Origin of the sequence: Microbacterium sorbitolivorans (genome assembly GCF_003327285.1) — a bacterium.
In the GTDB taxonomy this organism is placed as follows: Bacteria; Actinomycetota; Actinomycetes; order Actinomycetales; family Microbacteriaceae; genus Microbacterium; species Microbacterium sorbitolivorans.
Genome location: NZ_KZ848473.1, coordinates 588,675 through 614,679 on the forward strand (window position 1 = coordinate 588,675; position 26,005 = coordinate 614,679).

The 26,005-nt window shown below is 69.6% G+C and carries 28 protein-coding genes and 3 pseudogenes; 20 read left to right on the forward strand and 11 right to left on the reverse strand.

The window, feature by feature from the left end:
• Positions 1-59: 59 nt before the first annotated feature.
• Complete coding sequence (gene helR, locus DTO57_RS02975) at positions 60-2,189, forward strand: RNA polymerase recycling motor ATPase HelR (protein WP_229730322.1); 2,130 nt, start codon at positions 60-62, stop codon at positions 2,187-2,189.
• Between the two features lie 145 nt (positions 2,190-2,334).
• Here helR and DTO57_RS02980 read toward each other — a convergent pair.
• Positions 2,335-3,444 (reverse strand): annotated as a pseudogene (locus DTO57_RS02980) (globin domain-containing protein); the annotation flags it as partial.
• A 214-nt stretch (positions 3,445-3,658) separates the two neighbouring features.
• Here DTO57_RS02980 and DTO57_RS02985 point away from each other — a divergent pair.
• Positions 3,659-4,018 carry a hypothetical protein gene (locus DTO57_RS02985; protein WP_114116717.1) on the forward strand — a complete coding sequence of 120 codons (360 nt, stop codon included), beginning with the start codon at positions 3,659-3,661 and terminating at the stop codon, positions 4,016-4,018.
• Between the two features lie 49 nt (positions 4,019-4,067).
• On the opposite strand, the gene DTO57_RS02990 is transcribed toward DTO57_RS02985, so the two are convergent.
• Positions 4,068-4,601, reverse strand: coding sequence for an HNH endonuclease signature motif containing protein (locus tag DTO57_RS02990; RefSeq protein WP_114116718.1), 534 nt, complete (start codon positions 4,599-4,601; stop codon positions 4,068-4,070).
• On the opposite strand from DTO57_RS02990, the gene DTO57_RS02995 reads away from it, so the two are divergent.
• Both DTO57_RS02995 and DTO57_RS14315 read left to right on the forward strand, forming a co-directional pair.
• Positions 4,579-4,935 carry a hypothetical protein gene (locus DTO57_RS02995; RefSeq protein ID WP_114116719.1) on the forward strand — a complete coding sequence of 119 codons (357 nt, stop codon included), beginning with the start codon at positions 4,579-4,581 and terminating at the stop codon, positions 4,933-4,935. The genes DTO57_RS02990 and DTO57_RS02995 overlap by 23 nt on opposite strands.
• Positions 4,936-5,187: 252 nt before the next feature.
• Positions 5,188-5,409: a hypothetical protein gene (locus DTO57_RS14315; protein ID WP_162785636.1), complete on the forward strand. Its 222-nt coding sequence runs from the start codon at positions 5,188-5,190 to the stop codon at positions 5,407-5,409.
• A gap of 6 nt (positions 5,410-5,415) precedes the next feature.
• On the opposite strand, the gene DTO57_RS03000 is transcribed toward DTO57_RS14315, so the two are convergent.
• Entirely contained in the window at positions 5,416-5,916 is a 501-nt protein-coding gene (locus tag DTO57_RS03000; protein WP_114116720.1) for a methylated-DNA--[protein]-cysteine S-methyltransferase, read from the reverse strand.
• 29 nt (positions 5,917-5,945) lie between these two features.
• Between DTO57_RS03000 and DTO57_RS03005 the strand changes: the two genes are divergently transcribed.
• On the forward strand, positions 5,946-6,494 hold the full coding sequence (locus tag DTO57_RS03005) for a DnaJ family domain-containing protein (protein ID WP_114116721.1): 549 nt from the start codon (positions 5,946-5,948) through the stop codon (positions 6,492-6,494).
• Between the two features lie 27 nt (positions 6,495-6,521).
• Positions 6,522-7,232 carry a formylglycine-generating enzyme family protein gene (locus DTO57_RS03010; protein WP_114117262.1) on the forward strand — a complete coding sequence of 237 codons (711 nt, stop codon included), beginning with the start codon at positions 6,522-6,524 and terminating at the stop codon, positions 7,230-7,232.
• On the opposite strand, the gene DTO57_RS03015 is transcribed toward DTO57_RS03010, so the two are convergent.
• Together DTO57_RS03015 and hrpB are read right to left on the reverse strand one after the other, a co-directional pair.
• On the reverse strand, positions 7,229-8,146 hold the full coding sequence (locus DTO57_RS03015) for a hypothetical protein (RefSeq protein WP_162785637.1): 918 nt from the start codon (positions 8,144-8,146) through the stop codon (positions 7,229-7,231). The genes DTO57_RS03010 and DTO57_RS03015 overlap by 4 nt on opposite strands.
• Positions 8,147-8,205: 59 nt before the next feature.
• Positions 8,206-10,677 (reverse strand): ATP-dependent helicase HrpB, encoded by a 2,472-nt coding sequence (gene hrpB, locus DTO57_RS03020; protein ID WP_114116723.1) that lies wholly within the window; start codon positions 10,675-10,677, stop codon positions 8,206-8,208.
• Between the two features lie 34 nt (positions 10,678-10,711).
• Here hrpB and DTO57_RS03025 point away from each other — a divergent pair, with 34 nt between their 5' ends.
• The 3 genes from DTO57_RS03025 to DTO57_RS03035 are packed head-to-tail and all read left to right on the forward strand — an operon-like array spanning position 10,712 to position 12,969.
• Positions 10,712-11,560 carry a hypothetical protein gene (locus DTO57_RS03025; protein WP_114116724.1) on the forward strand — a complete coding sequence of 283 codons (849 nt, stop codon included), beginning with the start codon at positions 10,712-10,714 and terminating at the stop codon, positions 11,558-11,560.
• Between the two features lie 17 nt (positions 11,561-11,577).
• Positions 11,578-11,976 (forward strand): PPOX class F420-dependent oxidoreductase, encoded by a 399-nt coding sequence (locus DTO57_RS03030; protein ID WP_114116725.1) that lies wholly within the window; start codon positions 11,578-11,580, stop codon positions 11,974-11,976.
• Positions 11,977-11,991: 15 nt separating this feature from the next.
• Positions 11,992-12,969 (forward strand): alpha/beta hydrolase, encoded by a 978-nt coding sequence (locus DTO57_RS03035; RefSeq protein ID WP_114116726.1) that lies wholly within the window; start codon positions 11,992-11,994, stop codon positions 12,967-12,969.
• A gap of 77 nt (positions 12,970-13,046) precedes the next feature.
• Here the strand turns inward: DTO57_RS03035 and DTO57_RS03040 are convergent, their stop codons facing one another.
• Positions 13,047-13,652 (reverse strand): class I SAM-dependent methyltransferase, encoded by a 606-nt coding sequence (locus tag DTO57_RS03040; RefSeq protein ID WP_114117263.1) that lies wholly within the window; start codon positions 13,650-13,652, stop codon positions 13,047-13,049.
• Between the two features lie 32 nt (positions 13,653-13,684).
• On the opposite strand from DTO57_RS03040, the gene DTO57_RS03045 reads away from it, so the two are divergent.
• The 3 genes from DTO57_RS03045 to DTO57_RS03055 are packed head-to-tail and all read left to right on the forward strand — an operon-like array spanning position 13,685 to position 15,527.
• Entirely contained in the window at positions 13,685-14,212 is a 528-nt protein-coding gene (locus tag DTO57_RS03045) for an NUDIX hydrolase (protein ID WP_114116727.1), read from the forward strand.
• Positions 14,209-14,709 carry a GNAT family N-acetyltransferase gene (locus tag DTO57_RS03050; RefSeq protein ID WP_229730321.1) on the forward strand — a complete coding sequence of 167 codons (501 nt, stop codon included), beginning with the start codon at positions 14,209-14,211 and terminating at the stop codon, positions 14,707-14,709. Before DTO57_RS03045 ends, DTO57_RS03050 begins: the two co-directional genes overlap by 4 nt.
• A 38-nt stretch (positions 14,710-14,747) precedes the next feature.
• Positions 14,748-15,527 carry a Cof-type HAD-IIB family hydrolase gene (locus DTO57_RS03055; protein ID WP_114116728.1) on the forward strand — a complete coding sequence of 260 codons (780 nt, stop codon included), beginning with the start codon at positions 14,748-14,750 and terminating at the stop codon, positions 15,525-15,527.
• Between the two features lie 6 nt (positions 15,528-15,533).
• Here DTO57_RS03055 and DTO57_RS03060 read toward each other — a convergent pair whose 3' ends face one another.
• Both DTO57_RS03060 and DTO57_RS03065 read right to left on the reverse strand, forming a co-directional pair.
• The gene (locus DTO57_RS03060) at positions 15,534-17,024 is read right to left on the reverse strand and encodes a class I SAM-dependent methyltransferase (RefSeq protein ID WP_114116729.1); all 1,491 of its coding nucleotides are present in this window, start codon (positions 17,022-17,024) and stop codon (positions 15,534-15,536) included.
• A gap of 12 nt (positions 17,025-17,036) precedes the next feature.
• Positions 17,037-17,837, reverse strand: a complete 801-nt coding sequence (locus tag DTO57_RS03065; protein WP_114116730.1) for a LuxR C-terminal-related transcriptional regulator — start codon at positions 17,835-17,837, stop codon at positions 17,037-17,039.
• Positions 17,838-17,927: 90 nt separating this feature from the next.
• Between DTO57_RS03065 and hxlB the strand changes: the two genes are divergently transcribed.
• From hxlB to DTO57_RS03090, 5 genes are all read left to right on the forward strand, one after another.
• Positions 17,928-18,497: a 6-phospho-3-hexuloisomerase gene (gene hxlB / locus DTO57_RS03070; protein ID WP_114116731.1), complete on the forward strand. Its 570-nt coding sequence runs from the start codon at positions 17,928-17,930 to the stop codon at positions 18,495-18,497.
• Positions 18,498-18,522: 25 nt separating this feature from the next.
• Positions 18,523-19,146, forward strand: a complete 624-nt coding sequence (gene hxlA, locus DTO57_RS03075; protein WP_114116732.1) for a 3-hexulose-6-phosphate synthase — start codon at positions 18,523-18,525, stop codon at positions 19,144-19,146.
• A gap of 179 nt (positions 19,147-19,325) precedes the next feature.
• Positions 19,326-19,727, forward strand: coding sequence for a VOC family protein (locus DTO57_RS03080; RefSeq protein ID WP_114116733.1), 402 nt, complete (start codon positions 19,326-19,328; stop codon positions 19,725-19,727).
• Positions 19,728-19,765: 38 nt separating this feature from the next.
• Positions 19,766-21,037 carry an aspartate carbamoyltransferase gene (locus DTO57_RS03085; protein WP_114116734.1) on the forward strand — a complete coding sequence of 424 codons (1,272 nt, stop codon included), beginning with the start codon at positions 19,766-19,768 and terminating at the stop codon, positions 21,035-21,037.
• 6 nt (positions 21,038-21,043) lie between these two features.
• On the forward strand, positions 21,044-21,595 hold the full coding sequence (locus tag DTO57_RS03090) for a GrpB family protein (protein ID WP_114116735.1): 552 nt from the start codon (positions 21,044-21,046) through the stop codon (positions 21,593-21,595).
• On the opposite strand, the gene DTO57_RS03095 is transcribed toward DTO57_RS03090, so the two are convergent.
• Positions 21,588-22,532, reverse strand: coding sequence for an arsenic resistance protein (locus DTO57_RS03095; protein WP_114116736.1), 945 nt, complete (start codon positions 22,530-22,532; stop codon positions 21,588-21,590). The genes DTO57_RS03090 and DTO57_RS03095 overlap by 8 nt on opposite strands.
• A 182-nt stretch (positions 22,533-22,714) precedes the next feature.
• Between DTO57_RS03095 and DTO57_RS03100 the strand changes: the two genes are divergently transcribed.
• Together DTO57_RS03100 and DTO57_RS03105 are read left to right on the forward strand one after the other, a co-directional pair.
• Positions 22,715-23,965 carry an acyl-CoA dehydrogenase family protein gene (locus DTO57_RS03100; RefSeq protein ID WP_114116737.1) on the forward strand — a complete coding sequence of 417 codons (1,251 nt, stop codon included), beginning with the start codon at positions 22,715-22,717 and terminating at the stop codon, positions 23,963-23,965.
• Between the two features lie 78 nt (positions 23,966-24,043).
• A complete protein-coding gene (locus DTO57_RS03105) occupies positions 24,044-24,544 on the forward strand; it encodes a GNAT family N-acetyltransferase (RefSeq protein ID WP_114116738.1) in 501 nt (166 codons plus the stop codon).
• 67 nt (positions 24,545-24,611) lie between these two features.
• Here the strand turns inward: DTO57_RS03105 and DTO57_RS03110 are convergent.
• A pseudogene (locus DTO57_RS03110) lies at positions 24,612-25,355 on the reverse strand (alpha/beta fold hydrolase); the annotation flags it as partial.
• A 5-nt stretch (positions 25,356-25,360) separates the two neighbouring features.
• Positions 25,361-25,582, reverse strand: coding sequence for an SCO4848 family membrane protein (locus DTO57_RS03115; protein WP_114116739.1), 222 nt, complete (start codon positions 25,580-25,582; stop codon positions 25,361-25,363).
• A 50-nt stretch (positions 25,583-25,632) separates the two neighbouring features.
• On the opposite strand from DTO57_RS03115, the pseudogene DTO57_RS03120 reads away from it, so the two are divergent.
• Positions 25,633-25,974: pseudogene (locus tag DTO57_RS03120) on the forward strand (NUDIX domain-containing protein); the annotation flags it as partial.
• Positions 25,975-26,005: the final 31 nt, after the last annotated feature.

The window sequence follows — 26,005 nt, forward strand, 5'->3', positions numbered from 1 at the left end:
CTTCCGAAGCGTTGCGACACCGGGCGTGCCACGCGTCGAAGGCGACAGAATCGATCAACGTGACTTCCTCCGCCTTCGCGCTGCCCCCGACCCGTGCCGACAAGGCGGATCCCGCCATCATTGGCGACGATGACGCGCGCCTCGCGGAAATCGACCGCGCCCTCGTCGCGACGCGCGAGGACATCGAGCGCCGCCTCGCCGAGGCGCGCCGCGTCGGCAGCGACGGTCAGGACGCGATGGACCGCGACATCGCCGTCTACGGCCTGGTCTCGCGCCAGACGGTGCTCCGGCGCTTCGCGATCGACCTGTGCCTCGGCAAGATCGTGGCCGCCGACGGCGAGGTGCTCTACATCGGCCGCACCGGCCTCGTGTCGCCGGAGGGCAAGCGGCTGCTGATCGACTGGCGCGCGCCCGCGGCCGAGCCCTTCTTCGCCGCGACGCACCAGAACCCCATGGGCCTCGTCATGCGCCGCCGCTTCCGCTGGAAGCTCGGCCGCGTCGTCGACTTCTGGGACGAGGTCTTCGACGAGGCGGCCCTCGAAAGCGACGTCGCCCTCGATGACCAGTCGGCGTTCATCCGGAGCCTCGGCACAAGCCGCACCTCGCAGATGCGCGACGTGCTTGGCACGATCCAGGCGGATCAGGACGCAATCATTCGCGCCGGCTCGTCCGACGCGCTCGTCGTCGACGGCGGCCCGGGAACGGGTAAGACGGTCGTGGCCCTGCACCGCGCGGCCTTCCTGCTCTACGCCGACCAGCGCATCTCTGAGCGCGGTGGCGGCGGCGTATTGTTCGTCGGCCCCAACGACCGCTACCTGTCGTACGTTGACGACGTGCTCCCGAGCCTCGGCGAAGACAGCGTCACGATCGCGACGCTGCGCCGCCTCACGCCGGAGGGCGAGGAGGCGCAGCCCGAGGCGGATCCGCGGGTCGCGTCTCTCAAGGGCTCCGCACGTTTCGAAGACGCGATCGCCCGCATCGTGCGCGGCTACGAGCGCGTTCCGACGCAGGAAATCATCGTGCCGACCTCCTGGGCCGACATCGAGATCGAGCCCGAGGACTGGGCCGAGGCCTTCGAGGCCGCGGACGACGGCACCGCCCACAACGACGCGCAGGGCATCGTGTGGGAAGAGCTGCTCGATATCCTGACGGCGAAGGTCGACGAAATGCCGCCGCACCTGGCGCGCCGAGAGCTCGAGAACCACGCGGGGCTGCGCGAGATCTTCGAGAAGGTGTGGCCGATGCTCGACCCCGCGGGCCTCGTGGAGGCGTTGTGGACCTCGCCGTCGCTCCTCGAGCGCGCTGCGCCGTGGCTTTCGGCGACCGAGCGTGCGCTCCTCGCGCGCGGGAAGGCGAGCGCCTGGACGACCGCCGACCTGCCCCTCATCGACGCCGCGCGCGACCTCATGGGCGACCCTGCCGCCACGGCTCGTCGTCGGCAGCGCGATCGCGCGCTGGTCGCCGAACGCGAGCGCATCTCGAGCGTCGTCGATTACCTCTCCGACACCGACGAGGACGGTGAGGGCGTGTCGCTCATGCTCGGCGCCGCCGACATGCAGGAGCGGCTCATCGACGAGGGCGCACTCCCGACCCTCACGGTCGATCGCCTCGCCGGCCCCTTCGCCCACGTGATCGTCGACGAGGCGCAGGAACTCACCGATGCGGAGTGGCGCATGCTGATCCGCCGCTGCCCGTCGAAGAGCTTCACGATCGTCGGCGACCGCGCCCAGGCGCGGCACGGTTTCACCGAGACGTGGGAGGAGCGCCTGGCGGAAGTCGGCTTCACCCGCGCCTCGGTTTCGCGCCTCTCGATCAACTACCGCACGCCCGCCGAGGTCATGGCCGAGGCCGAGCCCGCCATCCGGGCGGCGATTCCCGACGCCAACGTGCCCAGCTCGGTGCGCTCGTCGGGCATCCCGGTCGCGCGCGGCCCGGTGTCGTCGCTCGAGAGCGTGCTCGACGCGTGGCTGGCGGACAACGAGGACGGCACGGCGTGCGTGATCGGGCCCGCGGTCCCCGCGGAGCGCGATCGCGTCACGTTCATGACGGCGGCGGAGTCGAAGGGTCTCGAGTTCGACTTCGTCGTTCTCCTCGAGCCCGCTTCCCTCGGCGACGGGGTCGAGGGCGCCGTCGACCGCTACGTCGCGATGACGAGGGCGACGAAGCAGCTCGTGATCCTCGAGGGTTAAGGCGGCGGCGAGACGGGACACCCCGTCTCGCCGCGATGGCCCACGCCGCCTGCAACATCTGCAGCTCCGGGCCGGGGCCAAAGACCTCGTAGTGGATGCTGTCGGCGTGCACGCCCTTTCGGATGAGGCCCGCGCGCACCGCCGCCATGAAGGCGAGCGGCCCGCACAGGTAGACCTCGGCATTGCTCTCGAGCGCGAGCTGCTCGAGGTCGACGCGGCCGGCGTAGACGAGGTCGGCGGTCGTCGCACCCGGATCCTCATACCAGCGCAGCAGCGACGCCGCCGGCATCTCGTCGACGATGCGCAGCATCTCGGCGCGGTGCGAGTGGGCGGCGGGGGAGCGGTCGGCGTGCACGACGTCGACGCGGCGCGCGGATCCGGTGCTGTGCAGGTGCTGCAGGAAGCCGAGGATCGGGGTGAGCCCGATGCCGGCCGAGATGAGTAGCAGCGGCGCATCGCCGTCGGGCAGAGTGAGCTCGCCGAACGGCAGCGAGGCCTGCAGGCGGTCGCCCTCGAACACGTTCTCGAAGAGGAAGTTCGACACCTCGCCGGCCGGCACGGCGGCGTCGACGGCGGGCACGGCCTTGACCGTGACGCGCGCGCTGTCGGCCGAGCCGCTTCCCGTGAGGCTGTACTGGCGAATCTGGTGGGCGCCGTCCGGCAGGTCGACGGCGACCGAGATGTACTGGCCGGGCTTCCACGCCGGGAAGGCCGAGCCGTCGGGTGTCGCGAGCACGAACGAGACGGTGTCGCGCGACTCGAGCCGGCGCTCGCGCACGACGTAGGCGCGCCAGACGTCGCCGTCGGCGACGGCCGCCTCGGAGTACAGCCCGTGCTCGACCTCGATGAGGGCGTTCGCCATGTCCCAGTACACCTCGGTCCAGGCTGCGGCGATGTCGGGCGTGATGATGTCGCCGAGTACGTCGACGATCGCGGCGAAGAGGTGTTCATACACGACGGGGTAGAGGTCGGCCGTCACGCCGAGCGAGGCGTGCTTGTTGCCGATGCGGGCGAGCATGAGGCGCGGGTCGGGCCCGTCCTCCGCGACGAGCAGCGACGCGTAGGCGGCGATGGCGCCGGCGAGGGCGCGCTGCTGGTCGCCCTGGGCCTGGTTCGCGCGGTTGAACAGGTCGCGTTCGAGGGCGGGGTGCGCGTCGAAGAGGCGGCGGTAGAAGATCGGCGTGATGTCGCCGATGGCGGCGCCGACGGCGGGTAGCGTGGCGCGGACGGTCTCGAGGGCGGGTGCGGTCAGCATGGGCGTCTCCTATGGGGCGAGCGGTGCGGAGCGGCGGAGGGGTCCGTCACTGCACAGTGAAACGCCGCCCCGTTTCTCCGGCGTCGCACCACCGTTGTCAACATGTGAAGAAGTCCTCACGGCCGCACCGCGCATCCGTGAGCGGGCCGTCTTCCGCACAAAGCCTCGTGCCGCGGCGCCGCGTGGCGCAGAATGTAGCCACGAGGGGGACACCATGAGCGAAGTCAGAGATCCGCACCGCACCCGCACGGCCTACATCACGCTCGGCGCGCTCGTGCTCGTGGCGCTCGTCGCGTTCGTCGTCATGTACGCGCTCGCCCCGACCGAGAACGCCAACGGCCAATGCTCCGGCATCGGGTGGGGGTGCACGCTGACGCCGCGCGACACCCTCGTCTTCCTCGGCATGTTTGTCGGGATTCCCGCACTGCTCGGCACCCTGATACTCGGTGCCGTGGCGATCGCCGCGTTCGTGCGGTGGACTCCTCTGCTCGGCTGGCTCGTTGGGATCCTTGCGGCGCTCCTCGCCGCGGGAGTCTCGCTGGCGACCGTCGCTCTCGTGCTCTTCGTGTTCTAGCCGGACGCGAAGGAGTCGGTGCTCTCGAATATGGGCGCCTCGCCGGCACTCACCCGGCCGGCGGATCCTTGCCTGTCGTGTCTGCCCGGCGAAAGCGCGCAGCCGGTTGAGTAACGTGCGCGAAGGTGCGGCGAAGTGCGAGGCGCGGCGTCAAGGCCACGGCGTTCCCGTCGGGGGAGTGGAGGACGAAATCGTCCTTGTCCTCCCGCGTGATGCGCCAACCGCCGCGGTGGAGCTGCATGTGATGGAAACGGCAGAGCAGGATTCCTCGGTCGACATCCGTTCGCCCGCCCTGCCCGAACGGATCGATGTGGTGAGCCTCGCAGTACGAGGCCTGCCGGTCGCAGCCCTCCCATCGGCACCCTCCGTCGCGTACGCCGAGGGCGACGCGTTGGGCGGGCGTGAAGAGACGGCGAGTGCGCCCGACGTTGAGCGGATTCGCCGCGGCGTCGACATCCACGCGCACGACGCCCGTGTTGCATATACGCCGGTCGACGACAGACTCGGGAAGTGCGGTGAGCCCATCCTCGGCATAGCTGGAGGCGGGCGAACCCTGGACCGTGACGACGCGTACGCCCGCCATTTTCGTTATCGAGTTGATCGCGCACGAGCCGCGCCTGCGCGCGAAGCTCCTCCACCGTGCGAACCTGCGCTTCCGCGAGAAGCTGCGTGGCGGCCGTCGACCAGGCGTCGCGCAGAGATGCCTCGGCGACCGCCTGCGTGTGCTCTGGCGTCACGACGTACGCGCGTTCCGACAGCGACGAGGGGTATTCGGCAGACAGATCTGGCGCGGGCATCGCGGCGCCCAATTCGATCGCCTGCGTGGCGATGGCCGCCCTCGCAGCATCGAGGTCGGTAACCGGCGGCGGTGGCTCGCCGATTCCGAGGCGCACCGCATCGCTCTGCGCGACCGATAACCGCCCGGACACCACCGCGTCGCCGAGCGGAGCATGCCACGGAAGCTCGGTAGGTGCATGCGTCGTGAGCGGCTCGGCCTCGAGTAGCGCCTTCCCGACGCGGATCTGCCGATAAGTGCTCGCCCGCGACCGCCCCGTGAGTGCCTGAAGCAGATCGGTGGCATTGCGGTGACCGAGCTTCTGGGCCAGGCCCTCCTGCCCCTCGCGTCGCGTTGAGCGCTCGGCGATGACGGCGGCCGCAACCGTCTCAATTTGGTGCGCCTCCCGTGCGATTGCCGCGGCGGCGCGAGCGACCGTGAGGACCCGCTCATCGTCGAGCGCGCGGATCGTCGGGCGGACCTGCTCGGCGCGCTCGATGTGCAGATCGAAAAGCGTGGCGATCTGCCGCTGGAGTGCGTCGAAAAGGTTCATGCCCATAGCCCACCAGCAACCACTGACATGCGAAGCTCGCGCGCGAAAAATCGCCGCGGATGAGCGGCCCTAGAAGAGCGTGTCGGCGCTGCGGTACCCCTCGAGCTCGAGCAGGAACGACTTGCGCTCGACCCCGCCGGCGTAGCCGGTGACGGACCCGTCGGCACCCATCACACGGTGGCACGGGATGACGATCGACACCGGGTTGTGCCCGACTGCCTGGCCGACGGCCTGTGCCGCGTTGGGGTTGCCGAGCTCGCGCGCGATCTCGCCGTAGGTGCGCGACTGCCCGGCGGGGATCCGGCACAGGATGTCCCACACGGCCTTCTGCTTCTCGGTCCCGGCGGGATCCAGCGGGAGATCGAACGACGCGCGCTCGCCTGCGAGGTACTCGGTGAGCTGCGTGGCTGCGGCATCGAGAAGCGGATCCGTGCCCGGCAGCGCCCGCTCGCCGAGCGTCTCGGCGGTCGGCGGGTACCGGTGCTGCTCGTACCAGACACCCGTGATCGCGGATCCGTTGCTCGCGATCGTGAGCGTGCCGAGCGGGGAATCCGCGAGAAGATGAGCCATATCGCCACTGTACGCATAGCCTGGAATGCATGGACGACCCGCGGAGCAACGCGGCGCGATATCGCGCCGAGCGCGACGGCGAGGCCGAAGCCGCGCAGGCGAGCGGCCCGCCCCGATGGACGACGCGCGAGGAACGCGTCTCGGCCGTCGAGGCCTCGATCCAGGTGGCGATCCGGCGTGGCGACTTCGATAACCTGCCGGGCGCCGGCAAGCCGCTCGAGGGCATCGACAAGCCGCACGATCCCAATTGGTGGATCCGCCAGAAGATCGAGCGCGAGAACCTTACCGGGCTCGCGCCTCCCGCGATCCAGCTGCGGAACGAGCATCGGGCGATGGACGAGACCCTTGACGGGTTCTGGCGCGAGGACGACGTCCGCGAGCACCTCGCGGAGTTCAACAAGCGCGTGAAATACGCGCGCATGCAGCTACAGGGCGGCCCGCCCGTCGTCACCCCGTTGCACGACGTCGAGGCGGACGTGCGCGCGTGGCGCGAGCGCCGCGCGGCAAAGCCCGCGCCGGATCCGGATCCCGCGCCCCGCGGATCCTGGATCGCCCGGTTCCTCCGCGGCGCCGGATAGGCTCGGGCCGTGACCCCCGACACCGACATGGTCGCGATCGACGGCGGATCCGTGACGCTGCACGATCGCCGTCTCAAGATCTCGCGAACCGTCAGCCTCGAGCCGTTCGAGATCTCGCGCTTCGCCGTGACGGAAGAGATCGCTGCAGAGATGCTCGCGCTTCCTTCCGCGCACCCGCGGCGCCCCGTCGTCGGCGTCAGCTGGCAGCAGGCGATCCGGTTCTGCAACGCCCTCTCGGAGTGGGAGGGACTCGAGCCGGCATACGGCTACGACGGCGAGGTCATCACCTGGCACGTCGATTCGGACGGCTACCGCCTGCCGACGGAGGCGGAGTGGGAGTTCGCGTGCCGCGCGGGCTCACCGAAGGCCCAGTACGGCTCCGTGCCCGACATCGCGTGGAGCCGCGCCGATCACGTCAGCCACGCGCAGAACGTCGGCGGCAAGATGCCGAACCTCTTCGGCCTCTTCGACATGCTCGGCAACACGTGGGAGTGGTGTTGGGACCTCCTCGATCCGACCCGCGGCGACGAGCGCGTCTTCCGCGGCGGCGGGTACGGCGATAGCGCCAACATCGATGCCGCGGTGCGTCGCGGCGACCGCCCGCGCACCCGCCACGACGACGTCGGCTTCCGCGTCGCCCGTGGGGCGTTCGACGGCCCGGCCGCGCAGGGATGGTCAGCGAAGGCCGACGAGATCTCGGCCGTGAGCGACCGCCCGCACGGCTGGTCGCGGGCCTAGGCCGCAACGAGCGCCGACGAGACGATCACGACGCCCTCGCCGTACTTCTCGTCGAGCTCGCGCTGTAGCGTGCCGTCGTCGTAGATCACGCTGAGTTCTACGTTGTTGTTCGCTCCCGTGCCGACGCCGAGCGACCCGTCGGTGTCGATCAGTTCGTGGACGATGTCGAGAAGCTCGGCCTCGGTGCGTTCGGCCGTCGTGACGCAGAGCATGCCGCTCCACACCTCGCGCAGCCGCGCCTCCGCGACCTCGGGATCGCCCGTGACCTGCACGTTGATGATCGTGAAGAGCGGGTCGTTCATCGCCTCCTCGTAGGCGAGCGATGAGTCGTCGCCGGGCGGCGGGGACGGGATCTCGTGCGGAACCGTGTCGACCCACGCGCCCGCGTAGTCGTCGAGCGTTGCCGCGACCGCGAACGCCTCCTCGCGGTCTTCCATCGTGACTGCCGACGTGTCGTTCACGCGCCACCCGCCGTCGGGCTCGGCGCAGGGGGTCGAGAAGTCGGTCTGCGGTGCGGGGCGCGACTCCAGCGGTATGTCCGAGATCGTCGTGACGTCAAACGTGTTGGCATCAGCGTCGTAATGGCCCTCAACGGCAAACAGCCCCCACCGAACGCCGTTGGCCTCCTCGAACGACTCCTCGAAGCCCTCCCACGCCCAACCGATGAGGCGAGGGCCCCCGCACTGAGGCGGATAGGACTCGGCGACGCCGCCAAGGCAGAGCTCGGCGCCATCGCCGTCGTCGAGAACGGTCGCGAGGCCGACGGTCCGAAGGAGCGGATCAGACGGTTGAGCGGCAGGCTCCTCGCTCACCGTCGCGCACCCGCTGAGCAGGAGGGCCGACACGATGGCGACGCCGCCGACGCGCGATACGCGTCGTGCAGGGCGCTCATACACCTCACGCTTGGTACGCATGCGACCAGTATCGGCCGGATCCGCGGCACGAATCACGATCGTGACCGGATCGTTCTGGGCTACCCCTCGCGCATCCGTTTTGTGGTCTTCGCCGTCGCGGGCGCCGTCCACGGATCCTCCGGCCACGGGTGGCGAGGATACCGGCCGCGCATCTCCTTGCGCACATCCTGGTACGGGCCGTTCCAGAACGACGAGAGGTCCTCCGTCACGGCGAGCGGGCGCCTGGCGGGGGAGAGGAGGTGGAACTGCACGGGCACGCGGCCGTCGACGAGCCTCGGCGTCTCGGCGAGCCCGAACACCTCCTGCAGCTTCACCGCAACGACGGGGCGGCCGTCGCGCTCGGCCGGATAGTCGATGCGGGCGCTGGATCCCGAGGGTACGTCGAGCCGCTCGGGCGCGAGCGCGTCGAGCCGGCTCGCCTCGGGCCACGGCAGCAGCCCGCGCAGGGCCACGGTCGTATCGATCGAGGCGAGCGACGACCCGGTCACGTGCGGCGCGAGCCACTCGTCGAGGCTCTCGAGAAGCGCCTCGTCGGAGACGTCGGGCCACGGCGCCCCGATCTCGCGGTGGATCATCTGGAGCCGCGCGCGGAGGCGCGCGGCGCCCTCGCCCCACGGGATCCCGTGCTCGCGGATGTGCGCGAGGAGCGCGGCCTTCGCGTCGTCGCCCGTCGCCTTCGCGGGCGTCGACGAGAGCACGATGGATCCGAGCCGGCGCTCCTCCCGCACGCGCACGCGGCCGTCTTCCAGCCACGCGACGCGCTCGGCGCGCACGTGCCCGATCTCGAGCGCGTCGGCCTCGGCGAGCGCCGCCGCGAGCCGGATCACCGCACCGGTCCCGTCGGCGACGCGGCCCTCCGCGCGCTGCACCTCCGCGACCGCGATCCACTCGGATCCGGCGAGCGACGAGCCCTCGGGGAGCGCCGCTCGCGTACCGCTCGCGAGCAGGTAGGAGCGCGAGCCGTCCGCGACACGGCGGGCGATCCAATCGGGCCGCGCAAGGGCGGCCACGGTGCCCGCCGACGGCGACGGGCCGGCCGTTCCACCGGCGATCCGGGCGAGTCGCTTCACGTCGTTCCGCCACCGCCCGACGCCCGGGGCATCGCCGCGGCGGAGCGCCCGCAGGAGCGCGTCGAGGTCGGCACCGGGCTCGCGGAAGTCGCCCGCCATCGCGGCAACGACCTCGGCGGCCGTGCGCGGATCCGCCTCCGCCGCGACCAGCGCGCGCCCCTCGCGCGCGCCGACGGGCATCCTCGCGACGCGCGTGCCGAGCGGCGTCGGGCGCCCGGATCCGTCGACGAGCTCGAGCGCGCGGAGGACGTCATGGGCGCGCGCCATCGACGCCGCGGGCGGCGGCGTGAGCAGCTCGAGGCCGGCGCCCGCCGGGGTGCCCCACTCCGCGAGAGTGAGCGCCACATCGACGAGGTCGGCCGAGAGGATCTCCGGATCCGACGCCGCCCGGAAGGCCGCGAATTCCGCCTCGGTATAGGCACGGACGGCGCGCCCCGGACCCTGCCTGGCCGCGCGGCCGGCGCGCTGATCGGCGCTCGCCCGCGACGCGCTGACCGTGACGAGCCCCGACATGTCGCGAGCCTGGTCGCGGCGCACCTCGCGAGACAGCCCCGCGTCGATGACGAGCCGCACGCCCGGCACGGTGAGCGAGCTCTCGGCCAGCGCCGTGCTCACGACGATGCGCGGCGGCTCGCCCGGCACCCTGCCCGACGTCGCGCGGTCCTGGTCCGCGGCCGGCAGGCGGCCGTGCCGGGGGAGCGCCTCGACGCCGGATGCGGACGACCGGATCCGCCGCACGACCTCGTCGACGTCACGCGCCGACGGAACAAACACGAGCGCGTCGTGGCCGCTGCCGGCCTGCTCGCGCACGGTGAGGTCCGCGACGTGGTCGAGGAAGGCGCGCTCGACGCCCCGGGGCCCGATCCGCGGTGTCGCCGACGGGGCGTAGGCGACGTCGAGCGGGTGAAGCACCGACGGGATCCGGACGATGGGCGCGCCGATCATGCGCGCCAGCGGATCCGCGTCGAGGGTCGCCGACATCGCGACGAGCACGAGGTCGTCGCGTAGCGCGCGCACCTCGCCGAGCAGCCCCAGCAACAGGTCGCCGTCGACGCTGCGCTCGTGCACCTCGTCGAGGATGACGGCGGCGACGTCCTCGAGCCCCGGGTCATTCAGCAACCGGCGCAGCAGCACGCCGGGTGTGACGGTCTCGATGCGCGTCTCATCTGAGACCACCCGCTCACCGCGCACCGTGAAGCCGCTCGGGCCGCCGAGGGCGGATCCGTCGAGCTGCGCGATACGGCGGGCCGCCGCGCGCACGGCGACGCGCCGGGGCTGCGTGACGAGGATCCGGCCCTGGGGGAGCGCGTTCGCGACGAGCGGCGGCACGAACGTCGTCTTACCCGTTCCGGGCGGCGCCGTCACGACGACCGCGCCCGCGGCGAGCGCCCCCTCGATCTCGTCGCGGTGTTGCGAGACGACGAGCCCGGATCCGATGCGGGCGAGATCGAAGAAGTGCATCTTTTCATTCTCCCGGATGAGACAGAATGGAGCGGTGACTTCTACTCCGCCCCTCGGCCTTCTGCTCGACGTCGACGGACCCATCTCTTCCACGCGCACCCGCACGGTGCGCTTGCCCGGCCTCGCGGCCGACCTCGTCGCGATCGCGCGAGCCGGCTGCCCCGTCGTGTTCAACACGGGTCGTTCGGTCGACTTCCTCGCCGAGCAGGTGCTGCCGGCGCTCACGCGCGCGGGGCTCGTGCCGACGGATCCGGTGTTCGGCGTCGGCGAGAAGGGCGGGACCTGGTTCTCGCTCGTCGAGCGCGACGGCGGCCCCGCCGTCGGCGAGGTCTCGGTCGACGAGTCGATCGCGCCGCCCGCTGCGCTCGTTGCGGCGGGAAAGAAGATCGCCGCCGAGCACGCCGACATCGTCTTCTTCGACAACACGAAGCGCACGATGCTCTCGCTCGAACAGCACGTGACGGTGCCGCGCGAGGAGTTCCTGCCGTGCCGCGACGAGATCGTCGCCTCCTTCGAAACCGCGATCGCCGAGACGGGCGCCGACGGGTTCACGATCTACCCGACCGTCATCTCGGTCGACGTCGAGCACGTTAACAGCGGCAAGGCGCTCGGCGCCCGCCGCGCGCTCGAGCTCATCGGCGAGCGCATGGAGGCCCCGCGCCGCTGGTTCACGGCCGGCGACTCGGGCCAGGACTACGACATGGCCACCTACCTCCACGAGCACGGCTTCGAGGTTTCGCACCTCGACGTGCGGCTCGCGGGCGAGGTGCCAGAGACGCCGTTCGAGGTGATCCGCGAGGTGCCCGTGCTCGAAGACGGATCCGCGGAAGACGACATCACCGCCCGACACATTTCGCGCCTGCGGCTCGAGATCGGCGCCTGATCCGGCAGACTGGCGGCATGAGCGCTCTCGATAACCTCGACCCGAAGTTCCGCCGACTGCTTGATCTGCCCTTGTACGGGCACCTCGGCACGATCCGTCCCGACGACACCGTGCAGGTGAACCCGATGTGGTTCGAGTTCGACGGCAAGCACGTGCGCTTCACGCACACGGTCAAGCGCCAGAAGTACCGCAACCTGCAGCACAACCCGTCGATGTCGCTGTCGGTGACCGACCCCGACGAGCCCACCTCGTACCTCGAGGTGCGCGGCAAGCTCATCGACGTGATCCCGGATCCCGAGGGCGAGTTCTACATCCACCTCGGCGACCGCTATGGCAAGCCGCTCGGCGGGAAGCCCGCCGACGCCGCCGACCGCGTCATTCTCGTCATGAGCATCGAGCGCACCACGAAGCAGTAGCCATATGCTGGCCGTATGGCTGGCGAGTGGGTTCCCGATGTGCTCGGCGACGAGTTCGAGCAGCTGACGCTGCCGCTCGGCACCGACGACGAGGGCGAGGTCGTCGCGACGCTCGTGCGCGCGCTGCCGCGCCGGCGTCGGATCCGCAGGCGCGCCCTCGAGGGCGTCGACGTGCTGTACATCCACGGCTGGTCCGACTATTTCTTCCAGAAGCGGCTCGCACGCACCTTCACGTCGCGCGGCGCGCGCTTCTATGCGCTCGACCTGCGGAAGTACGGCCGTAGCCTGCGCGAGGGGCAGACGCCCGGGTACATCGCCGACCTCGCGACCTACGACGAAGACATCGCGGCGGCGCTCTCGGCGATGGGCCCGGGGCGCCGCCTCGTCCTGATGGGGCACTCGACCGGCGGGCTCACCCTCAGCCTCTGGGCGCACCGCAACCCCGGCGTCGCGAGCGCCGTGATCCTCAACAGCCCGTGGCTGGAGTTTCAGCTCCCGCGCACGTCGCGCGATGCGATCATGCCGCTCGTCGAGATGCGCGCCAGGCGGAAGCCGATGACGCAGATTCCCCAGGTCGACTTCGGCTTCTACGCGCGGGCGCAGGCCGAGACGATCGACCCCCTGGATCCGGTCGAGCCGAACCTCAAGTGGCGACCCGAGCAGTCGATGCCGGTCCACGCGGGCTGGCTCGGCGCGATCCTGCGCGGGCACGACCTCGTCGAGGACGGCCTCGCGATCGAGACGCCCGTGCTCGTCATGCTGTCGGCGCGTTCGGCGATGCCGCTGCGGTGGAATAACGAGCTCACGCGCGCCGACTCGGTCCTCGCCGTCGACGACATCGCTCGCGCCTCGCTGAAGCTCGGCTCGCTCGTGACGATCGCGCGCATCGACGGCGCCCTGCACGACATATTCCTCTCGCACCACGACGCGAGGGAGCAGGCGTATCGGGTGCTGGGCGACTGGCTCGACGGCACGGTGCGCGCGCTGCGGTAAGCGAAAGTAGCTTGTTTATGAATTGAACGACGGGTACCGCGACGTCATGTTGCCTCGCTGTCCGGCGGGAACGCGCGTTATCGGGCGCGTCGTAGAGCGCAAATCGCAGCGTGCGGCCGTGCACCCGGATCCTGTCGTGTTTCATGGTCGCTCACAACGAATCCGGCCGCATCGAGCATCCTCGTAATGGACGCGACGCTCCAGAATCGAGCAGTCGTCACAGCGTGGTCGAATTCACCGTCAGTTCCCTCGAACAATCCGAGCAAGACGGAGCCACCTGGGACGAGCACGCGCGCGAACTCGGCGAGCGCTGAGGCGACCTCGTCGGGTTCGAGATGAATCAGCGAGTACCAGGCAAGGACGCCGCCAAGCGTTCCGTCACCGTATGGCAGGTTGAGCAGGGACCCCTCGCGGAAGGTCACGTGCGGGTAGGCATTTCGGGAGTGCGCGACGAACTCAGGGGTGAGATCGAGCCCTTCTACTTGCACGCCTGCCGCGTCAAGGTAGGCGGTCCACTGACCGGGACCGCTTCCCGCGTCGACGATTCGGCCGCTTACGTCCAACGACCAGCGGCGGATCCGTGCCGCATCGAGCGGGGAGAGCGCCTCAACCGAACCGAGCAGACGGACGTACTCATCGGCGCGCTCGTCGTACGCCGCACGCACGCGGTCGCTACTTGTCATGCACATCAGTCAACCACCGATAGCGTGTACGCATGGCAGACGAGATCTGGGACCTGTTGGACATGGACGCGAACCCGACGGGGGAGACCCACGTGCGGGATACGCCCATGCCGAGCGGGCGGATGCACCTCGTCGTCGCGGCCGCGGTCGTGCGCCCCGACGGGTACATCCTCGTCGCCCAGCGCGCGGCCGAGAAGACGTTTCCGCTGATGTGGGAGATCTCCGCCGGCAGCGCGCTCGCGGGCGAGACGAGCCGCGAGGCCGCGTCGCGAGAGCTCTTCGAGGAGGTCGGCGTGCGGTGCGCACCCGAGAATCTTGCCCCGATCGGCCGCGTCGTCGAGCCGACCGCGTTCTTCGACCTCTACGCGACCGTCGTCGGCCCCGATGCCGCGATCGTCCTGGATCCGGAGGAGGTCGCGGCCTCCCGCTGGGTGACGCTCGACGAGTTCGACCGCATGGTCGCCGCCGGCGAGCTCGCGGATCCGTGGACCGGCCGGCTCGAGGAGTTCCGCCCCGGGCTCGGCGCGTTCTTCGCCGCGAACCAGGGGGAGTACGCGTGAGCTTCACGATCCGCCGCATCGTCGGCAACGACTGGCAGGAGTTCCGCGAGATCCGCCTGCGCATGCTCGCCGACACCCCGATCGCCTACGGCGAGACGCTCGCGCACGCGAAGACGCTGGGCGACGCGCAGTGGATCCAGCGCGCGACCAACAACGAACAGGATCCGAATACCGGCCTCGTCGCGATCGACGACAACGATGGCACCTGGCTGGGCGTGATGCGCGGCTACATGAGCGCGAATTCTGGTCCCATGCTCGTGGGCGTCTTCGTGGATCCCGCCGCCCGCGGCCGGCACGAGGGCGTCGCGGACGCGCTGCTCGACGGCATCATCGAGTGGGCGCGGGCGCTCGGCACGACGCTCACGCTCGACGTGCACGCCGACAATGCCCGCGCGATCGCGTTCTACGCGCGCCGCGGATTCGTCGACACCGGCATCACGATGCCCTACGAGCTCGAGCCGGGCGGCATCGAACACGAGATGCGGCTCGCGCTCTAGGCGGATCCGGCACGGCCCGCGCCGGATAGGCTCGAGGCATGCTCGTCGCGACCGACCTCGACGGCACCCTGGTGCCGATCGACAGCTTCACCATCCCCGACTACACGGCGAACGTGCTCCGCGACGTCGATGCCGCCGGGATCCCGGTCGTGTTCATTACGGGCCGCCCACTGCGGTGGGTCGAGCCGTTGCGCGAGCACGTCGGCGAGCACGGCATCGCGATCGTGTCGAACGGCGCCCTCACCTACGACCTGCACGAGAACCGCATCGAGCGGATCCGCGGCATCAAGCCCGAGATCGGGCTCGCGATCGCGCGCGACATCGTCGCGGCGCTGCCCTCGGTGCAACTGGCGATCGAGTTCCCCGACGGGATCCGCCTCACACCGTCCTTCGAACAGGACTTCCCGATGGCGGGCGCCCCGTGCGGCGAGCTCGACGCGCTGTGGAGCGAGCCGGCGATCAAGCTGCTCGCGAAGGATCCGGCCGTCGACCACGACGTGCTGCGCGACAGCGTGCTCGCGGCGGTGGGCGACCGGGCGACCGCGACCTGGTCGATGCCGGGACTCATCGAGATCAGCGCCCGCGGCATCACCAAGGCCAACGCCCTCGCGGCGCTCTGCAAGCAGCGCGGCATCGACGCGGCCGACGTCGTCGCCTTCGGCGACATGCCCAACGACATCCCGATGCTCACCTGGGCGGGCACCGCCTACGCGATGGCCAACGCCCACGACAGCGTCCTCGCCGTCGCCGACCACATCGCCCCCTCCTGTCAGGAAGAGGGCGTCGCCCACACCCTCGCCGCGCTCGCGCTGGGCTAGGGGCGGCTACGAGGCCTCGATCTCGCGGCCAACAACAGAGGTCGTCCGTACGGAGTCGGCACCCACGCCCTCGGGCGCCGGCCAGATATCGATCCGATATGACTCGGGAGCCACGATCTCGAGATCGTCACCAGGAACGTCGCGATCGCGCCCCAGGATCCGGATGCGATAGCGGCCCACGGCACCGACCAGGTTAGTCGTCGTTTCGCCATCACCGAAACATGGCTGCGCGACGAGCTCACCGGAAGGCACATCGATCGTGGTGATGACCATGTCTTGCCAGTCGTCGAGGTTAATCTCGCCCGGCGCGGGCTCCGTTGTCGAATGGATAGTGACCCGAACGCGCCCTGTGTGAACGGCTGTGAGCAGCATGAAACCGCCTGGCTTGTCCAGATAAGCCTCGAAAAGGCTTCCGACGCGGTGACGAACCGCATCTTCGTCGGCCGACATGTACTCATCGTCGGTGACGCCGAAACAGGCGAAGTGGTAAGAAACGCCCATCTCGATGGCGCATGAACCGGACGCGTCAAGGGATCGAATAGCTGGGTAAAGATCCGCCTGCTCACTCATCGTCGGCTCCTCGGCGTGCAGGGCCTCGTCGTAAAGAGGGGTCTCGTCCTCCTGCTCGAATGCGATCCACTCGCCCGACGAGAGGCGGTCGTTCTTGCGAGCAATGATCGTGAAGGTGCACGGTACGTTATCGCGCTCGGATTCGGGCCATGCCCACCCGCCTTCCGTCGGTTCCATGCGGGGCGAGAACTGCCAGGGCAGCGTCTTGCCCTCGTCAAGCAGCTGAAGCGTTAGGCCGGCCCCGATCAGCGCGTTCACGATCTCGGATATCGAGTGCGGCCACTCGTAGGTTCGCGGATGTGCCACGACTCCGTCGCCCGAATAGGTTCCCGAGTCGTTCCAGGTCTGGGCGTCTCCGTTGGGAAAATAGCGGTAGCGGATTCGCAGATCCGAGGCTGTCTCGTCGAGCGAGTAGAGCGCCGGGTGCCCGTCGCGGATGAAGAACGTGCCACCTGGCCGTAGGAGCTGCTCGACTTGCGCGGCCCACGCGTCGAGGTCCTGCAACCAGCAGATGGCGCCTATGGAGGTGTAGACGAGGTCGAAATCGTCACCGATCGCCGCTGCCGCGTCCATCACGTCCGACTGAACCCAGCGGATCCGCTCGCCGTGCTCGGTCGCTAAGCGCTCAGCGGCCTCGAGAGCGGCGGGGGAGAAGTCGAGCCCCGTGACTCGGGCGCCCGCCCGCGCGAGCGAGAGGGTGTCCGTGCCGATGTGGCACTGGAGGTGGCACACGTCGAGCCCGTGCACGCCGTCGCGCACGATACTGAGCGACTCGAGATCGTCACGGACAACATCGGAGATGTACTCAGGGTCGTCGTACGCCGCGAGGCCGTAGCCGGACACGTGGATGTCGACGCGGTCGTTCCAGTTTTTGAGGTTCGCTTCGCGTGCCTCGTCCCAGCTGATGTCCACGTCGTTCTCTGCCATGCCAGTAGCCTCTCACGCGTAGGCGGCGGCCAGCTCGGCTCGGTTTCGGGATCCGGTGCGGCGCAGGAGCTTCGAGACGTGGAACTTCACGGTGTGCTCGCTGATGCCGAGGTCTCGTGCGATCTCGGCGTTGCGGGCGCCGCCGGCGACCCGCACGAGCACCTCGCGCTCGCGCGGGGTGAGGTCTTCGTCGAGCGCCGCGGTGGGTTCCGGCGGATCGAGGGGGATCTGGATCGAGAGCTCGGTGCCCCAGCCCGGTGTCGAGGCGACGCGCATCGTGCCGTCGAGGTGCGAAACGTGCTCGGCGATGGGGCGGAGGGAGTCGTCGTGCGCGTCGATGTCGCCGCGGCCGTCGTCACGGATCCCCATGAGCAGGTGCAGCCCGTCGCAGCCCCACTCGATGCGCACGCGCCTGGCATCGCCCGCGTCGACGAAAGCAAGGACGGCGTTGCGCACGATCGCGCGGGCGGCGTGGGCGACATCACCCGGCAGCGCCCGCCCGTTCGCGGGCGGCTCGACGAACTGCACGTCGAGCTCGCCATATCGGAGCAGGGGAGCGAGGTCGCGGCGCAGCCGCTCGAACGCGCCGGTAACGGGCTCGAGCAACACCGAGAGGTGGTCGTTCGAGCGCGCGCGCAGGTCGACGAGCGCGTTCGCGGCAATATCGACGGCGGCCTGGCGCGCCGCCCGGTCATCGAGGCGCGAGGAGCGAAGCGCGGCCAGGAGCGCCTCGAGCGTGACGGCGTGGCGGTCGGCCTGCTCTGCGAGCGCGCGCTCGTCGCTCGCCTCGCGGGCCCGCTCGTGAAGACTCATGACTCGAGGCTAGTCCACTAGTCGTCCGGCTAGTCACACTGATCGTGTGAGGGAGTGCGTGGGCGTGCGCCTCCGCGCGACGATGAAGTCGTGACCACTGACGACGCATTCGCCGCTTCGCTGCGGCTCGTTTCGGGAGAAGTCGCCGCCGTCGCCGACGCGGTGGCGAACGGACCCTCCGCCGACGGGATCCTCGTCGACATCGAAAACGCCAACCGGGTGTTCCTACTCGGCGCGGGCCGGTCCGGCCTCGCGCTTCGCATGACAGCCATGCGGCTCATGCACCTCGGCCTGACGGCGTACGTCGTCGGCGAGACGACGACTCCCGCGATCTCGGAGGGCGATCTGCTGATCGCCGCCAGCGGATCCGGAACCACCGCCGGCATCGTGCGCTCGGCCGAGACGGCCGCGAAGGTCGGTGCGCGAATCGTCGCGCTGTCGACCACCGACTCGTCTCCGCTCGCCGACGTCGCCGACCACCTGCTCGTGATTCCGGCCGCGGCGAAGCTCGACCGCTCGGGCGAGGCCTCCGCGCAGTACGCCGGGTCGCTCTTCGAACAGGCCGTCGTCCTTGTCGGCGACGCCCTCTTCCACGCGCTGTGGCAGCGATCGGGCGCGAGCGCCGATGAGCTGTGGCCGCGCCACTCCAACCTCGAATAACCCACGAACGAAAGACGGGACCATCATGAAGATCCAGTTCGCGATCGACACCCTCACCACCGCCCACGCCCTCGAGCTCGCGACCGCCGCGGCCGCGCACGTCGACGTGCTCGAGCTCGGCACGCCCCTCATCAAGTCGGAGGGCCTCTCGGCCATCACCGCGATGAAGGAAGCCTTCCCCGACAAGATCGTCTTCGCCGACCTCAAGACCATGGACGCGGGCGAGCTCGAGGCCGACATTGCCTTCAAGGCGGGCGCCGACCTCGTCACCGTGCTCGGTGTCGCCGACGACAGCACGATCGCCGGTGCTGTGAAGGCCGCCAAGGCCCACGGCAAGGGCATCGTCGTCGACCTCATCGGTGTCGCCGACAAGGCGAGCCGCGCCCGCGAGGTCGTCGAGCTCGGCGCCGAGTACGTCGAGATGCACGCGGGCCTCGACGAGCAGGCCCAGCCGGGCTACTCGCTCGACGCGCTGCTCGAGGCCGGTAAGGCCGCGGGCGTGCCGTTCTCGGTCGCGGGCGGCGTGAACGCCTCGTCGATCGCCGCGGTCAAGGCCGCCGGCGCACAGCTCGCAGTCGCCGGTGGCGCCCTGTACGGTGCCGCCGACGTGACCGCCGCCGCGGCGGAACTCCGCGCGGCCGCCGAGTAACACCTCCTGCGGCCACGGCCGTGGCTACTACCCGGCCGTGGCCCCTTTTTTCTCTGGTAGCCCTCCCGTACACAACGACGCAAGTTTTTGACGAGATCCGGGTAGGCACCGGTTTCCCGACGCCCCAGGGCAAAAATTTGCGTCGTTGTGTACGCCGGGGTGCGGCGTAGCATCGGGGCATGACCGTTCCCGTGCCGTACCTGCTGTTCCCCGGATTCGCCGCCGAGGCGCTCGAGTTCTACCGGGGCGCGTTCGGCGGAGAGGTCCGGAGCTTCACGTACGATCAGTTCGGTCGCACCGACGGCCCGCCGACCGATATCGCGCACGGGCAGCTCGACGGCCCCGTCACGCTCTTCGCCTCGGACGCGGGCGGCGATGAGGATGCGGTGCACATGGTCGGGATGTTCCTCTCGCTGCTCGGTGCGGCGGATTCGGAGACCCTCCGGCGTTGGTACGACGCGCTCGCTGACGGAGGTCGAGTCATCGATCCGCTCCAGGAACGCCCGTGGGGCGATTCCGACGGCACCGTCGTCGACCGCTTCGGAGTGCGCTGGCTGATCGGCTATCAGGGCCAGGAATAGTGCACACCAAATATGCACACAAAGTGTATATTTGAGGCATGAGCCTGAATCAGCAGTCGATCCTGCGCGACGCGATGCGCCGCCTCAACCTCACCCGTGACGAGTTCAGCGCGCGCATCGAGGTCAAGCGCCGCACGCTCGACTCGTGGCTCGTTCCGGCGGCGTCGGCGGGCGCGCGCACGATGCCCAGCACGACGCGCCTGCTCATCGAACACCTGCTGAAGGACGCGGGTCTCGCCGCGGCCTCCATCGAACCCGCCGACGAGCCCGGCTTCGGCGGCAGCCGCCACCTACTGTCGGTCGATCAGTTCGACCGCGCGGGGCTCGAGCGCTTCATCCGCGTGGCCGACGTCATGCAGCCGTTCGCCGCGCGTCAGGAGACGACGCGCGTGCTCGAGGGTGCCGTCCTCTCGAACCTGTTCTTCGAGGCGAGCACCCGCACGCGCCTCTCGTTCGGCGCCGCGTTCGCCCGCCTCGGCGGCACGGTGCTCGACACCACCGGCATGACCTTCTCGTCGATGGCGAAGGGCGAGTCGATCTACGACACCTCACGCGTCATCGCCGGATACGCCGACGCGATCGTCGTTCGGCACCCCGACGAGGGATCCGTTGCCCAGTTCGCGGCCGCGAGCAACGTTCCCGTGCTCAACGCGGGCGACGGAGCGGGGGAGCACCCCAGCCAGGCGCTGCTCGACATCTACACAATCCAGCGCGAGTTCTCGTTCCTCGGCAAGCGCATCGACGGCGCCCACATCGCGATGCTCGGCGACCTGCGGTACGGCCGCACGGTGCACTCGCTCGCGCGCCTCCTGTCGCTCTACAACGACCTGACCTTTACGCTCTACGCGCCGAAGCAGCTCGAGATGCCCGAGCACATCGTCGAGCTCGTGCGCGCGAAGGGCCACACCGTCGAGATCTGCGCGACGCCGGCAGATGCGATGGCGGGCGCCGACGCGGTCTACGCGACGCGGATCCAGCTGGAGCGCATGAGCGAGGCGGCCGGCGCCGAGTTCACCGATTACCGCATCGATCAGGCGATGATCGACGCGCATCTCCCGGCCGACGCTCTCCTGATGCACCCGCTCCCGCGCGACTCGCGCGAGGGAGCCGCCGATCTCTCCTCCGAGATCGTCTCGGATCCGCGATTGGCGATCTTCCGCCAGGCCGACAACGGCGTCGCGGTGCGCATGGCGATTTTCACCGAGGCGCTGAGCGTCTCGCACCTCGTGACGCGCAGCGCGACCCCGGTGCCGTGGTTCGTTCCGGCGACCTACGGATCCGACGACGCGACCCTGCTCCCGGATCACTGAGCCGGTATGGCTATTGAGGTCGTTCCCGCCGACCCCGCCTGGCCCGAGCAGTTCCGCCGGGTGGAGGAAGATCTGACGGCGGCGCTCAGGGGCGTGCCGGTGATCGCGATCGAGCACGTCGGATCCACGTCGGTGCCGGGGCTCGCGGCGAAGCCCGTGCTCGACATCGACGTCGTCGTGGCGCGCACCTCGGTGGCGGGCGCCATCGCAGCGCTCGAGCGCGCCCGCTATCGCCACCGCGGCGACCTCGGCGTCTCAGGCCGCGAGGCGTTCGAAGCGCCTGACGCGGATCCGCGCCGCCACGTCTACGTGTGCGTCGAGGGCACGCTGCACCTGCGCAACCACCTCGCGGTGCGCCGGGTGCTGCGTGAGAACGACGAGCTTCGGCAGCGCTACGCCGCCACCAAGCAGACGCTCGCGAGCGACCCCGACATGGACATCGACCGGTACCTGGCCGGCAAGTCGGCGGTCCTGCAGGAGGTCCTCGCACTTTCGGACCTCACAGGGGACGAGAAGGCCCAGATCCTGCGGCTGAACACGGGCGGGCCTGCTACCTGACGAGCCGCGGCACGGCGCGCACCATGACGACCATCGCGACGAGCTCGACGAGGGTCTGCGTGACCACGGCGAGCGGCGCGAGCTCGAAGCCCGCGGGGAGCGCGATCACGAGCGGCAACACGACGAGAGAATTGCGTGTCACGCCGCTAAACACGATCGCGCGCCGGCCCGCCGGATCCGTGCGCGCCGCGCGCCCCAGAAGGATCCCGACGGGCACCATGACGAGCGCGAACGCGGAGTAGACGGCGATCGCGCGCGGGAGCGCGTGGAGGTGGGCGCCGACGCCCGCGATCTGCGACGCGACCACCGCCGCGAGCGTGAGCATCATGAGCGGCACCATCATCCCGAGGGCGCGGCGCTCGAACGCCCGCGCCCACGCGGCGCGCGACGCGAGAAACTGCGTCGCGGCCGCGAGCGCCATCGGCACGACGATCAACACGACGAGCGCCTCCACGAACGGCGCGGGTTCGATCGCCGACGCGATCTCGGATCCCATGAACACCCGCAGGTACGCGGGCAACGCGACCATCTGGGCGAGCAGCAATAGGGGAGCGGCGGCGAGCAACCGGTCGGCGGATCCGCCGGCGAGGCCCGCGAAGACGATCACGTAGTCGACGCACGGCGCGAGCAACACGAACAGCACCCCGGCGAGCAGCGCCTGGTCGTCGGCGACGACGCGAGAGAGGAGCCAGGCAATCGGCGGCACGACGACGAAGTTGAGCACCCCGAGCGTGACGAGAAAGCGGGAATCCCGGAGCGACGACCGGATCCGCGCGAACGGCACGCCGAGGAAGGTCACGTAGAGCAGCAGCGCGAGGGCCGGGCTCACGGCGTGCCCGGCCGGATCCGCGATCGCGGGGGACAGCAGCCCCGCGGCGGCGCCGGCGGCGAGCGCGCCGAGATACATCGCGACCTGGTGCCGCTCGAGCCAATTCATCGCTCATATTGTCGCAGGACGCGGCGGGCGGCCCTTTATGACGTCATAGTCATTCACGCGGCGTCACGCGGCGACCCTCGCGTTCACATTGATTGACACGCGTCGCGGCGCGGCCGGAAGGTTATCGACAAGCAGCGGACCACACCGGCTCCGCTCCATATTTCTCCGGGAGGAGATCCACCATGACGAACGTCGACATCGCATCCGAGCGCACGGCTCTGCAGAACCGCTGGGCAGAGGTCGCGCGCCCCGAGACGGCCGAGGAGTGGCTCGCCCGCGCGGAGGAGGTCTCCGACATCCTCGCGGTCGACGCCCTCGAGCGCGACCGCGCAAACGTCGCGCCCCACGCCGAGGTGCAGCTGCTGAAGGACGCCGGCCTCGTCACGGTTCTCGGGCCGAAGGCTCACGGCGGCGCGGAGCTTCCGTGGCACGTCGTCAACAAGATCGTGCGCATCATCGCGCGCGGCGACGGATCCATCGGGCAGCTGCTCGGATACCACTACGTGTGGGCGTGGGCCGTGCGCCTCGTCGGCACCGAGGCCCAGATCGAGGCGGTGGAGGAGCAGTACACGAGCGGCAACCTCTTCTTCGGCGGGGCCGTGAACCCGCGCGACGCCGACCTCCGCATCACCGAGGACGGCGACGAGCTCGTCTTCAACGGCAGCAAGACCTTCTCGACGGGCGGCCGCGTCGCCGACCTCACCGTGCTCGAGGGCGTGCTCGAGGGCACCGAGACCCACGTGTTCGCAATCGTGTCGACCGACCAGCCCGGCATCGTCTTCCCCGGCAACTGGGACAACCTCGGCCAGCGCCTGACCGAGTCGGGCGGCGTCGAGATCCGCGATGTGCGAGTGGACTGGGCGGGCGCGGCGGGCTTCGTCGACCGCGTGTTCCAGCCGCTCGTCTACAACACCCTCAACGTGCCCGCGCTGCAGGCCGTGTTCAATAACTTCTACCTCGGCATCGCCGAAGGCGCGCTGCGCACCGCCGCGTCGTACACGCGCGAGCACACCCGCGCCTGGCCGTACGGCGGCAAGGGCAAGAAGCGCGGCACCGAGGAGTTCTACGTGCTCGAGGGCTACGGCGAGCTCGCCTCGAAGCTGTGGGCCGACGCCGCGCTGATCGATGCCGTCGACCTCGAGATCAGCGAGATCCTGCACGATGCCCGCGAGAACCTCACAGAGCGCCGTCGCGGCGAGATCGCCGTGCGCGTGGCTGCGGCGAAGCTGCGCATCATCGAGGACGGCCTCGAGGCGGCGACGAAGGTATTCGAGCTGACGGGCGCCCGTGCGACGTCGAACTCGGTGGGCCTCGACATCTACTGGCGCAACCTCCGCACGCACAGCCTCCATGACCCGATCGCGTACAAGAAGCACGAGATCGGCCGCTTCGAGCTGCTGAACGAGATCCCCGAGCCCAGCTGGTACGCGTAAGCCGTTGTCGGTGCCTGTCGAATCTGCGTCATACGATCTAGAGGGCGAGGAAACTCGCCCGCTAGCGAGAGAAGTCACATGCAGATTCGACAGGCACAGGCGTCCGACGCCGCGGGCATCGCGGAGATCTATAACGACGCCGTCCTGAACACGACGGCGATCTGGAACGACGCCACCGTCGATGAGGCGGACCGTGCCGCGTGGATTGCAGGGCGGCAGGGGAGCGGTTTCCCCGTCCTCGTCGCGGTCGACGGCGACGAGGTCGTCGGCTACGCGACCTACGGCGACTTCCGTCCGCACGACGGCTTCCGCCACACCGTCGAGCACTCGGTGTACGTGCGCGGAGACCAGCGCGGATCCGGCATCGGCAGGCAGCTCATGATGCACCTCGTCAATGCGGCACGCGAGAACGGCGTGCACGTCATGGTTGCGGCGATCGAGTCCGGCAACACCGGATCCCTGCGCCTGCATGAGAAGCTCGGCTTCGTCGAGACGGGCCGCATGCCCGAGGTCGGCACGAAGTTCGGCCGCTGGCTCGACCTCGTGCTGCTGCAGCTGATGCTTGACGGACCGCGATAGCGTGCGGTGATCCGTTACGCCCACGTTCATCGACGAAGGTGACCACCGCGCGGATCCATTGATCGAAAGCATCGAGGTGAGCGTCGTGCGACGCTTCGGCGAGGTCGACTCGGCGTGCGAAGGGATTGCGTTCCACGAACTCTGCTTTCTGCGCCTCGGTGAACGTGCCGCCGTCGGCGTAGATGACGAGTGTGGGCGCGGCGACGCGCTCCCACTCGGTCCAGTGCTCGAGGCTGAGCGGGCGGATCGACTCGGCCATGATGTCGGCGTCGAAGCGCGGGCGAAGGCCATCCGGCTGCGCATCCATGTCGGCTGCCCATGCGTGATGGATGGGGGAGTCGCCGATGTCCGCCAACGCCGACTCGGGATCCGCAAACGGTGTCTTCCACGACGAGAAGTAGGCGCCGAGCTTGTCCGCGTTATCGGGATTATCGCCACCGTGATTGCCCTCGAGGAGAATGAGCCGCGCCACGAGCTCCGGGTGTGCCGACGCAACAAGCATCGCGGTATGTGCGCCCATCGACTGGCCGATGAGAACGACGGGGGACGTAGCGACTCTCTCGATAACCGCTCTGACATCGGAGACGAACGCGGCTCTCGAGAGGTCGCGTGGCCGGCGCGTGCTGAGTCCGTGGCCACGCTGATCGACGAGCACCACCTTGCGGCCCGACAGCGCCTGCGCCGTGGGCACAAATTCACGCCCGCTGCCGGCCAGACCGTGCAAGATCACGACGGCAGGCTCGGCGCCCTCGAACACCTCGAACGAGATCTCCGTGCCGTCGAGCGTGACGATGCCGTGGCGTGTGCTCATGGCTGTCAGTCGAACCCGCCCGCGAGCGCGGCGATGCCCGCGAAAAGCGACAGCGCCGCCATCACCATCGCCGCGATGAAGATATACAGGTGCACGGTGAAGAAGGTGGTGACCTTGCCGTTGGCGTCTCGCGCACGCGGATCCTTCACGACGCGCCGAAAGAAGTTCGGCCAGGTGAGAGCGTTGAAAGCGGCGTTGAGGAAGAGAATGACGGCGAGTGTGGTCATCCCATCAGCGTATGGCACGCGCGTCGACGCCTAGGCTGTGAGGCATGCCCATGTCGCCCTATGTCCGCTCGCTACGCGAACGCGTTGGCCACGATCTTCTGCTCCTCCCGGCGGTCTCCGCGGTGATCCGCGATGGTGCCGGACGCGTGCTCCTCGCCCGCCCGCAGGGGAGCGATCGCTGGGCTCTCGTGGGCGGTGGCCTCGAGCCCGGCGAAGAGCCCGCGGATGCGCTCGTCAGAGAGATCCGCGAGGAACTCGGAGCCGAGGGGATCGTCGGACGCATCATCGGCGTCTACGGCGGCGAGGACCTGTTCGTCACGTACCCGAACGGCGACCGGTGCGCCTATGTGACGACCGCCTATGAGGTACGCCTGACGACGGACGTACTTAGCCTTGAGGACGACGAGCTCCGCGAGGCCGCCT

What these genes read in the sequence shown, in the direction of transcription:
- DTO57_RS03035 (WP_114116726.1), top strand. Translation starts at nt 11,992, where the DNA reads ATGGCTGGCGAGTGGGTTCCCGATGTGCTCGGCGACGAGTTCGAGCAG.
- DTO57_RS03060 (WP_114116729.1), bottom strand. Translation starts at nt 17,024, where the DNA reads ATGGCAGAGAACGACGTGGACATCAGCTGGGACGAGGCACGCGAAGCG.
- DTO57_RS03005 (WP_114116721.1), top strand. Translation starts at nt 5,946, where the DNA reads ATGGACGACCCGCGGAGCAACGCGGCGCGATATCGCGCCGAGCGCGAC.
- DTO57_RS03010 (WP_114117262.1), top strand. Translation starts at nt 6,522, where the DNA reads ATGGTCGCGATCGACGGCGGATCCGTGACGCTGCACGATCGCCGTCTC.
- DTO57_RS03115 (WP_114116739.1), bottom strand. Translation starts at nt 25,582, where the DNA reads ATGACCACACTCGCCGTCATTCTCTTCCTCAACGCCGCTTTCAACGCT.
- DTO57_RS03015 (WP_162785637.1), bottom strand. Translation starts at nt 8,146, where the DNA reads ATGCGTACCAAGCGTGAGGTGTATGAGCGCCCTGCACGACGCGTATCG.
- DTO57_RS03055 (WP_114116728.1), top strand. Translation starts at nt 14,748, where the DNA reads ATGCTCGTCGCGACCGACCTCGACGGCACCCTGGTGCCGATCGACAGC.
- DTO57_RS03090 (WP_114116735.1), top strand. Translation starts at nt 21,044, where the DNA reads ATGGCTATTGAGGTCGTTCCCGCCGACCCCGCCTGGCCCGAGCAGTTC.
- DTO57_RS03000 (WP_114116720.1), bottom strand. Translation starts at nt 5,916, where the DNA reads ATGGCTCATCTTCTCGCGGATTCCCCGCTCGGCACGCTCACGATCGCG.
- DTO57_RS03040 (WP_114117263.1), bottom strand. Translation starts at nt 13,652, where the DNA reads ATGACAAGTAGCGACCGCGTGCGTGCGGCGTACGACGAGCGCGCCGAT.
- DTO57_RS03100 (WP_114116737.1), top strand. Translation starts at nt 22,715, where the DNA reads ATGACGAACGTCGACATCGCATCCGAGCGCACGGCTCTGCAGAACCGC.
- hrpB (WP_114116723.1), bottom strand. Translation starts at nt 10,677, where the DNA reads ATGCACTTCTTCGATCTCGCCCGCATCGGATCCGGGCTCGTCGTCTCG.
- DTO57_RS03045 (WP_114116727.1), top strand. Translation starts at nt 13,685, where the DNA reads ATGGCAGACGAGATCTGGGACCTGTTGGACATGGACGCGAACCCGACG.
- DTO57_RS02985 (WP_114116717.1), top strand. Translation starts at nt 3,659, where the DNA reads ATGAGCGAAGTCAGAGATCCGCACCGCACCCGCACGGCCTACATCACG.
- DTO57_RS02990 (WP_114116718.1), bottom strand. Translation starts at nt 4,601, where the DNA reads ATGGCGGGCGTACGCGTCGTCACGGTCCAGGGTTCGCCCGCCTCCAGC.
- DTO57_RS03095 (WP_114116736.1), bottom strand. Translation starts at nt 22,532, where the DNA reads ATGAATTGGCTCGAGCGGCACCAGGTCGCGATGTATCTCGGCGCGCTC.
- hxlA (WP_114116732.1), top strand. Translation starts at nt 18,523, where the DNA reads ATGAAGATCCAGTTCGCGATCGACACCCTCACCACCGCCCACGCCCTC.
- DTO57_RS03065 (WP_114116730.1), bottom strand. Translation starts at nt 17,837, where the DNA reads ATGAGTCTTCACGAGCGGGCCCGCGAGGCGAGCGACGAGCGCGCGCTC.
- DTO57_RS03030 (WP_114116725.1), top strand. Translation starts at nt 11,578, where the DNA reads ATGAGCGCTCTCGATAACCTCGACCCGAAGTTCCGCCGACTGCTTGAT.
- DTO57_RS03085 (WP_114116734.1), top strand. Translation starts at nt 19,766, where the DNA reads ATGAGCCTGAATCAGCAGTCGATCCTGCGCGACGCGATGCGCCGCCTC.
- DTO57_RS03080 (WP_114116733.1), top strand. Translation starts at nt 19,326, where the DNA reads ATGACCGTTCCCGTGCCGTACCTGCTGTTCCCCGGATTCGCCGCCGAG.
- DTO57_RS03105 (WP_114116738.1), top strand. Translation starts at nt 24,044, where the DNA reads ATGCAGATTCGACAGGCACAGGCGTCCGACGCCGCGGGCATCGCGGAG.